Annotated in this window: 10 protein-coding genes; 5 read left to right on the forward strand and 5 right to left on the reverse strand. The window is 64.7% G+C overall.

Features of this window, described 5'->3' with window-relative positions; translation table 11 throughout:
• Nucleotides 1-194 precede the first annotated feature (194 nt).
• Together QZY44_RS22220 and QZY44_RS22225 are read left to right on the forward strand one after the other, a co-directional pair.
• Nucleotides 195-608 (forward strand): hypothetical protein, encoded by a 414-nt coding sequence (locus QZY44_RS22220; RefSeq protein ID WP_295452603.1) that lies wholly within the window; start codon nucleotides 195-197, stop codon nucleotides 606-608.
• A 577-nt stretch (nucleotides 609-1,185) separates the two neighbouring features.
• Nucleotides 1,186-1,371, forward strand: coding sequence for a hypothetical protein (locus QZY44_RS22225; RefSeq protein WP_295452606.1), 186 nt, complete (start codon nucleotides 1,186-1,188; stop codon nucleotides 1,369-1,371).
• Nucleotides 1,372-1,462: 91 nt separating this feature from the next.
• Here the strand turns inward: QZY44_RS22225 and QZY44_RS22230 are convergent, their stop codons facing one another.
• The 4 genes from QZY44_RS22230 to QZY44_RS22245 form a co-directional block, all read right to left on the reverse strand.
• A complete protein-coding gene (locus QZY44_RS22230) occupies nucleotides 1,463-1,885 on the reverse strand; it encodes a PIN domain-containing protein (RefSeq protein WP_295452610.1) in 423 nt (140 codons plus the stop codon).
• The gene (locus QZY44_RS22235; protein ID WP_295452613.1) at nucleotides 1,872-2,123 is read right to left on the reverse strand and encodes a hypothetical protein; all 252 of its coding nucleotides are present in this window, start codon (nucleotides 2,121-2,123) and stop codon (nucleotides 1,872-1,874) included. The genes QZY44_RS22230 and QZY44_RS22235 overlap by 14 nt, the downstream gene beginning before the upstream one ends.
• Before the next feature lie 517 nt (nucleotides 2,124-2,640).
• Nucleotides 2,641-3,135 (reverse strand): RES domain-containing protein, encoded by a 495-nt coding sequence (locus QZY44_RS22240; protein ID WP_295452617.1) that lies wholly within the window; start codon nucleotides 3,133-3,135, stop codon nucleotides 2,641-2,643.
• Nucleotides 3,135-3,593 carry an antitoxin Xre-like helix-turn-helix domain-containing protein gene (locus QZY44_RS22245; RefSeq protein ID WP_295452620.1) on the reverse strand — a complete coding sequence of 153 codons (459 nt, stop codon included), beginning with the start codon at nucleotides 3,591-3,593 and terminating at the stop codon, nucleotides 3,135-3,137. Before QZY44_RS22245 ends, QZY44_RS22240 begins: the two co-directional genes overlap by 1 nt.
• Nucleotides 3,594-3,701: 108 nt before the next feature.
• Between QZY44_RS22245 and QZY44_RS22250 the strand changes: the two genes are divergently transcribed.
• From QZY44_RS22250 to QZY44_RS22260, 3 genes are read left to right on the forward strand one after another with little or no spacing between them, the layout of a single operon-like run.
• Nucleotides 3,702-4,340: a hypothetical protein gene (locus QZY44_RS22250; RefSeq protein ID WP_295452623.1), complete on the forward strand. Its 639-nt coding sequence runs from the start codon at nucleotides 3,702-3,704 to the stop codon at nucleotides 4,338-4,340.
• Nucleotides 4,337-5,575, forward strand: a complete 1,239-nt coding sequence (locus QZY44_RS22255) for a hypothetical protein (protein ID WP_295452629.1) — start codon at nucleotides 4,337-4,339, stop codon at nucleotides 5,573-5,575. Before QZY44_RS22250 ends, QZY44_RS22255 begins: the two co-directional genes overlap by 4 nt.
• Complete coding sequence (locus QZY44_RS22260) at nucleotides 5,572-6,414, forward strand: hypothetical protein (protein WP_295452636.1); 843 nt, start codon at nucleotides 5,572-5,574, stop codon at nucleotides 6,412-6,414. The genes QZY44_RS22255 and QZY44_RS22260 overlap by 4 nt, the downstream gene beginning before the upstream one ends.
• A gap of 52 nt (nucleotides 6,415-6,466) precedes the next feature.
• On the opposite strand, the gene QZY44_RS22265 is transcribed toward QZY44_RS22260, so the two are convergent.
• The gene (locus tag QZY44_RS22265; RefSeq protein WP_295452644.1) at nucleotides 6,467-7,012 is read right to left on the reverse strand and encodes a cytochrome b; all 546 of its coding nucleotides are present in this window, start codon (nucleotides 7,010-7,012) and stop codon (nucleotides 6,467-6,469) included.
• Nucleotides 7,013-7,136 lie beyond the last annotated feature (124 nt).

Genomic DNA, 7,136 nt, shown 5'->3' on the forward strand with positions numbered 1-7,136 from the left:
AGCTGAAGCTTGACACCACAAAGAAATTAAAGCAACATTCAATACGATGATCTAGTATTTAAAAAACACGAACTTTGAATATCAAAAAGCGGTTTTGAAACTTAGCTGAATTTCTACAAACGTTTCTGTTGAAGTACTTACTCCTGCAAGGCTGCGGACCGTTTCAGCCGCGACGCAAACCCAGGAGAACCATCATGCCGACGAACCGTATTGATGCAATCTTGACCGATGAGCAGCGCGACCAGTTTACGGCGGCCTTGGCGGCCATGACCGGGGCTCTACCCTTCCTGCTGGATCTCAGCCCGAAAGAGCGCAAGGAAAGCGTCAAATTCGGTGAGAAAAACCGCTCCTTCGTCGCCAAAGGTCTGGTCGTCGCCGAGGGGCATCCGGAGATCCTCCCGGCCAGCTTCAACCTGGTCACGTTCCGCCATGACGTGGACCTGATCGAGCGCCTGTATCCCCTGCTGTCTGCCCTCGAGGCCCTCTATGGCAAGCTCCAGGACACCTACTTTGCCGCCGGCAGCGATGCCTATGCCGCCGCGCTGACCGTCTACCACCTCACCACAAGCTCCACAATGAAACCACTGGCGCCTTGGAAGATGCCCTGAACGACCTGGCCCGCCGCTTCGCCGGCCAAGGCAAGAGGGCCACCCCTGCGCCCACTCCCCCGGCATCTGAGACCCCGCCCGCCTGAGGGCGGCAGTTTCGACCGGACTGCGCCGTAATGGCGCGTCCGGTCGGCGCAGGGACGCGCGGCAGTCGCGACACTCTGGTCCGATGCAAAGAACTAAATCACTGATCGCCATGATAGGGCGGCCCGTCGCGAAGATCAGTCGTTGGATGCCCGAGATAGGACGACCCATGATCGGACATCGACGCTGGATGCCGGAGACAGGCCAGCCTATGGCGTAGATAAGCCAGCCTATCGCGGAGACAAGACGGCCTCTCGCGGCTGGAAACCAGCTACCGGCGCGGACAAGCCAGCCTATCTCGGCCGGAAACCAGTTACCGGCGCAGATAAGCCAGCCTATCTCGGATGGAAACTGTCTACCTGCGCAGATAAGTCAGCCTATCGCGGATGAAAACTACCTGCCGGCGCAGATAAGACGGCGTATCTCAAATGAGGTAAGGACTGAGTCAGACCCGGAACCTGCGCAAACTTCGGCCCCTTCGTTACCGAATCCTATGGGTCTCGGCATCGTCAGGGCCTATACCGCCGCGCTGACCGTTTACCACCTCACCAAGCTCCACAATGAAACTACTGATGCCTTGGAAGATGCCCTGAGCGACCTCGCCCGCCGCTTCGCCGGCCAGGGCAAGAAGGCCACCCCTGCTCCCATCCCCACGACATCCGCTAACCCGCCCGCCTGAGGGCGGCGGCTCGCCAGCCAGTGCCAATGGGCTCTATAACCGGACTCGAGCCGGCTTCTAATTTACGGGCCGCGGGATAACACCTTATCCCCTAAGCTTCCTCCTGAAAAAGATTCTCGAACGGTTCATGCTGCTTCCAGCGGTAGGCATGGAAATCCCGCTGGTCGGTGGACAGGATGCGCCCGTGCGCCAGGGTCTCGGCGAGCATGACCAGCGACGCATCCGCCAGGTCCATCGGCAGGTCCGCGTACTTGTCCATGAGTTGGAGGATTCTCGGAATCTGTTCGTCTCCGATCTCATGGATGTGAAAGGCGCCCTGGGCGTAGCCCGCGAGGAACCGCCGCTGGGCGCTTTCACCGCGCCGCTGCAACAACAGGTGACAGGTCTCGGTGAGCACCGGCCAGGTGGTGACGAGCGGCTCGCGAATACCGGCCAAGACCTTGACGGCGCGGGCATGGTGCTTGTCCTTACCGTTCCCGAGTGCAAGCCAGAAGCCGGTATCAACGATCACCATACTTACGCCCCAGCGCCTTCGTCAGCTCGGTCTTGTAGTTCTCCGAGAGGTCCGGCTCCGCGTCCAGACTGCCGATGAAGCCAACCCGTCTGAGGATTGCCGACGGGTCGGCCGCAGGCCGGGAGGGCACCCTGTCATCATAGCGCTGCTGGAGAAACAGCATGAAATCCAGCGCCTCGCGCCGCGCATCCGGCGGCAGACGCCGGTAGAGGTCAGAGACTTGTTCAAGCTCGGTCATGGGAATACCTCCGATGGCGTTGGACGGTCATAGGTTAGCCCCAACCGCAGTGCCCGCGCCACCGCAGCGCCGCGGCTCCTTTTCGTCATGCAGCAGCGCAGCCAAGACCCAGTGCCCAAGTCCCGCCCCTGGCTGGAGCGACGATCAAGGTCCGACCGCCCACGCAGATCCGTGCGAGCAGGGAGGTTGCTATCCATGGCGCAGGGTTGCGGCGTCCCGGCCGGAATGACAGCCTTGATTATCACTCCCGGCCGCAAGCGCTACCGGCGCGGAGCGCCAGACACAGGCGTGACACCGCTTGAGCGGTGTCACGAGAGCGGGGCACGGCGCGGCGGCCAGGATAATGATCAAGGCCGGAATGGGCCTTGATCGTCGGTCCGGCCACTGGAGGTCGAGGCTTTAGCCGGCCCGGCGCGCAAGCGGCACTAATTCTCTTGGATATGTCGGAAACCACCACCGGCTAAAGCCTCGACCTCCTGTTGCTGACGGGTCGCCGCTGGCCGACACAATGATTTCGTCACTCATCGTTATGACCTCCCAGGGCTGGCGTTTTGACCTTCATCAACCGCAAATCAGTGACCAGCTCTTGCGCCTCCCCCACGCCAATCCGCCCAAAGTCCGGATGCCGCGGGTTGAGCAAATAGTTGGTCTCAGCCGGAACCACCGCGCTCGGGACGGCCAGCACGGCCGCACGAAGCCCGGCAGCCCAGTCGGTGCCCAGCGCGCGCAGGGTCTCCAGGGCCGCCGCGTCTCGCCAGTCGGCAGGGAGTTGTTTGGGGCTCAGTCGGGCGATGGTCAGATCGGCCGGGAGCTGCGCCGGAATCATCATGTAACGCGCCCGCAATGGCTCGTCCTGGACGAGCATTTCCAGCATGGCCAGCGATTGGCTGCCGGCGGTATACACCAGTGGGACGCCTTTGCGGTTCCAACGACCGCCGTAACGCCTGGCACCCTCCCCGGAAAAGGCGCCCTCGGCAAAGCGTGCCGTGACGATCCGCCAGACGGTCAGCATCAGGCGAAGACGCCGTGCTCGATCCGCCCCAGGGTGTCCATCACGCCCTCGGCACCGATATCCGTATCGAGCAGGCTCAGGGGGGTGGTGCCGCCCAGCGAGGCATTGGACGACTTGAGCCAGTCCATGGTCGCGTCCAGGTCCTCGAAGACCTCCTCGCCGCGTGCGACGACGCGGGCCAGCCGGATCAGCCGGGACGATTCCTCGCTGTTGAGCTTGCCCTCACGCTTGCGCCGCGCCAGGGTCCGCTCGGGGATACCCACCGCGGACGCCAACTCGGCCTGAGACAGGCGCGTGAGCCTGGTCAGTGCGTCCACGGCGGCAGCGGGGATGCCGCGGCGGATCACCGCCACCCAGTCGAGCGCTGAGCGCGGGATGGAGGCCAGGACGCCTTGGCCGCCGAGTAAGTCATCGATCGCGAGGAACGACGTGGCGGGTAGTGCAACTGCCGGGGGCATGGGTCATCTCCAAGAAGGGCCAGATGGCAGCTAGTATAGTCAAAAATGGCATAACGGGTTAGGATCGCGCTTGCGGCATCCCTGGACTGAAACTGACTGGCAGAGCGAATGTTTGAACAAACCCTGACCCTGCTCCTGGCCGGCGAATTCATCTGCGCCGTGCGCTACCCGGACGCCTGGCGCTTTCTGGAGGACGAGGGTCAGCGCCGCGACGCGGAGGCCTTCCTCAACCGCCTGGGACGGCGCCTGGCCCGGACCCGCCAGGGCGGTGCCTGGTTTGCCGCCTATATCCAGGTCGGGGCGGATGAGCGGCGGGCGATCAGGGAGGGCTTCGCCGAAATCAAACACAACCTGCGCCTGTTGGTAGGCTTCTTCGTGCACGTGATGCAGGCGCAGCGCCAGGACCAGTTCCTGGCACCGGGCAGTGTCATCGAGTCCAACCGGCTGATGGCCGCCATCGATGAGAACCCCAACCTGCGCGGCGAACTCCTGGCCCTGGCCGGGCTCGGCAAGGGGGCGACCGGCGACGGAACCAACCGCGGCACCCTGGATCGGCTCTTGAAGCGTCTGCGCGACGACGGCTATCTGGTGCTCGCCAACCCTGAACGGGAGATCTACGAGGTCACCGGCAAGATCGAATACCTGCAAGAGGTGGTCGACTTCCTGATGGAGCATCAGTCGATCCCGGATGAGCCGCCGGAAGGGATCGAGGATGAGGCACTGGGACACCAGGGGTCCCTGCTGTGACCCGTACCGACGACCTGGTCATCGCCTATCTGGAGACCCTCTATCGCCACCGTGCCGTGGTCGCCGCCGCCTATCATCAGGGACAGATCGAGAGTACGGACGAGGCCACCAGCGCGCGCGGGCTCCAGGAGTTGCGGCGCCAGCGCGCCCTGGTACCGCTCACCCAGGACAGCTTCCGGCTCGCCTCCTCGCTCGCGCGCCATCTGGACGAGGTGTTGCAGAAGGAACAGCTCTTCGCCGCGGTTGGCGGCAACATCGCGGACCTGGCGGCACGCCTGCCGCTGTTGATCGACGAGGCGATCAAGGCCCATCTGGAGGGCCGTACCGAGGACCTGGACGGCTATGTGGACGGCTTCAACAACGCCGTCTTCGACCTGGCGGACCACATCGCGGTGGCCCTGCAGACCCTGCGGATGCTGGCGGATACGCGCTTTGCGAGCGTACGCACCCTGGCGGAGAAGCAGCGCCAGAACACCTGGTATATCGGCCGGGCCGAGCGGATCGGCGAGGCACTGAAGGCGTTGCAGACCGGCGGACTCATGGACCGGATCGAGGAGGAGCCCGCCGCCGCCGCCCTGCTGCCCGCCTTGCGCGGCCAGCTCTGGGGGCGGCTGCCCCAGTGGCGCGAATCACTGCTGGATATCACCGAGATCCTCAAGGCCTATCTCTACCGCTTGCGCCAGGTGGAGCCGGCGGGGCGGCGGCTGCGGGCCTTCAACCTCTTTCTCAAACGCAATCCGGACTACACCGCCCCGGATGTCGAAGAGTTGACCGACCTGCCCACCTGGGCGACCCGTGCCGCACCCCTGCGCGTCCTCGCCCATCCGGACCTGCACGATGTCGCCACCAACGAGGCCCTGGTGGAGGTCGCCACGCGGCTCCCGCCGAGTCCGACGGCCATCAAACGCGCCCCCAAGGTCGGCACCCTGACCCCGGGGGCCGGGCAGGAGGCGCGGGTGCTGGTGATCGAGCCCAGGCCCTACCAACTCGCCTTGCGCCGGCTGATCAGCGAGGTCCCGGCGGGGGGCGAACCGCTGTCGGTCCTTAACTGGAAGCGCGAACATCCCGAGTATGCCGCCCTGGCCGACCCGATCTGGCTGCACTGCGTGCTCTATGAGGCGACCCTGGCCCGGCGGCGGACCGAGCGTATCCGTTTCGAGCGCTTGGAACTACCCGCCAGCCATCCGCTGTCGGGCAACATCGTGGTGCATGATGTGCTGGTGCGGCGGGCTTGAGCAGTTTGAATAAACAGACGGTGCGCACGCTCCTGCGCGTCCTGCAAGCGCCGCGGGAGCGCTTTGCGGGGAGCCAGGTCCTGGCGGCGTTCAACGCGGACTACCGCATCGGCCACCTCACAGGGACCGGGATTGCCTTTGACCAGGAGGACAAGGCGCGCATTCGCGAACTCTTGAGCGCCGAGGGGATCGACCCGGAGACGGACCCGGGGGCCTGGGATGGCATCAGCCGGGGCGCGGCCCTGCACCTGGGGCCGGATGAGAAGTTCACCGCGGCACCGGTCAAGCGGCAGCGGGTGGCGATCAAGGCGTTGGCGGACCGACCGCTGTGTCTGGATGGCCAGCGGCTGAGACTGCCGAGCGCCTGTCATCTGGACGTGGAAGCGCCCAGGGTGGCCGGGCTGCTCACTCACGACAGCGTCTTGCTGGTGGAAAACTGGGAGTCGTTCAACCGGATCGACGAGACCCGACTGGACCTCTCCCCGGCCGGCACCAACCCCCTGGTCGTGTGGCGCGGCGATAACTCGGACACCCGCACGGACCACGCACTTGGCCTGCTGCGGGCCTTGGGTCAACCAGTGTGGGCCTTTGTCGACTATGACCCGGCGGGCCTGCTGATCGCGGCCGGGCTGCCCGGCTTGGCGGGCATCTTGGCGCCGCCGCTCAAGCAATTGGACCTGGACCTCGCCCGCGGGTTGCCGGGGCGCTACCAGGTGCAGCTCCCGATGGCCGCCGCCGCCCTGGACGCCTGCGCGAGCGAGCCCGTACGCATCCTCTGGTCCATCATCCGCCGCCACGGGCGGGCGCTGCCACAGGAGTTCTACCTGGGGCCGGATTGACCGGCGGCCCCGATGGCAGGGGCGCCCCGCGGGGGCGCCCCCCTTTAGCGCCTCACCCCCAAGGCAACATGCGTGACAGGGTCCCGTCGCGCTTGGCCCATTGGTGCCAGAGTGCCGCGGCCACGTGCAGGCCGATCACCACATAAAAGAAGATCGCCATGGGCTCGCCATGGAAGATGTGCATGGCGTCGTTGACCCCAGGGGCCTTGCCGATCAGATTGGGGAGTTCGGTACCGAAGAATTCGATCGGTCGCGGCTTGGAGGCGGCACGCAGATAGCCGAACACGGGCACCACCAGCGTGGCGATGTTGAGCAGCAGATGGACGACCTTGGCGCTCACCTGGGTCCAGCGGGCACCGGGGACGGGCGCCGGCTGGTCGCTGATGCGCGACCAGAGGATGCGAAAAATCACCACCACGAACAGCGATATGCCGAACGACATGTGCAGGTTCAGGAACGCCAGGCGCTCGGGCGTGTCCTTGGGTGCCCCCTCACGCAGGGAATCGGTAACAAAGAGGCCGATCATCAGCACCACCACCGTCCAGTGGAAGATCTGCGACAGCAGGTTATAACGCGTCAGGGATGGGTTCTCGCTCATGGGTGCAAGGGTCTCCGCGGTTTGATAGGGGCTTTATGATCGCATAGGACGCGGCAGAAAAGATGAAACGCGGGGATGGAATCGGGCGATGAAATATATTAGCATTTGCTTATTGAATCCACCC

It is taken from the genome of uncultured Thiodictyon sp. (assembly GCA_903837595.1).
In the GTDB taxonomy this organism is placed as follows: domain Bacteria; phylum Pseudomonadota; class Gammaproteobacteria; order Chromatiales; family Chromatiaceae; genus Thiodictyon.